This window comes from Escherichia sp. MOD1-EC5189 (genome assembly GCF_002966045.1).
Lineage (GTDB): Bacteria > Pseudomonadota > Gammaproteobacteria > Enterobacterales > Enterobacteriaceae > Escherichia > Escherichia coli_F.
In genome coordinates, this window is the sequence record NZ_PTRX01000120.1 from 1 (window position 1) to 484 (window position 484).

The following is a 484-nucleotide window of genomic DNA, read 5'->3' on the forward strand; positions in this document are numbered from 1 at the left end:
TGTAAAGCAGGTGCCTTACCATCCTGACCTGACAACCGGATATGCGGGGATTACTCCCCGCACAACGGCTACTTCTTCGGTTCGTAAGCGAGAACAGCCCTGAACTCAATATTACGTTCCTTTACGGTGAACTCACACAGCGAGTCTCCGACCAGAAGCATAAATCCCAGCACCGTCAAACACAGCACTATGACTGCCACAAGGGCATATTTCGTCAGCATGTTTATATTGCCTCCATGCGAAGAAGGGACTACCATCCAAATTGTTCGGGTTTGGAGTGGCAGCCCCAGGGTTGATAGAAATATCTCCTGGGGCTTCATCTTTCCAGACCTCAGAGTAAACCTGAAACCGGAAAGCTTCAGGCACCCGCCGTTATCTTACCCTTCCTTAGCGAAATAGCTGTTTATTTATACAGTGAGTCCTGTTTCGGACTTCTGTTGGCAAAACTGATCATTGCCCTTAAAACGACATCGCCCGCAGCCAT

The 484-nt window shown here is 49.0% G+C and carries 1 protein-coding gene and 1 pseudogene; one reads left to right on the forward strand and one right to left on the reverse strand.

Features of this window, described 5'->3' with window-relative positions:
* Positions 1–68: 68 nt before the first annotated feature.
* Complete coding sequence (hokE, locus tag ATB02_RS25825) at positions 69–221, reverse strand: type I toxin-antitoxin system toxin HokE (protein ID WP_105272417.1); 153 nt, start codon at positions 219–221, stop codon at positions 69–71.
* On the opposite strand from hokE, the pseudogene ATB02_RS27025 reads away from it, so the two are divergent.
* Positions 190–484: pseudogene (locus tag ATB02_RS27025) on the forward strand (hypothetical protein); the annotation flags it as partial. The gene hokE and the pseudogene ATB02_RS27025 sit on opposite strands and share 32 nt — an antisense overlap.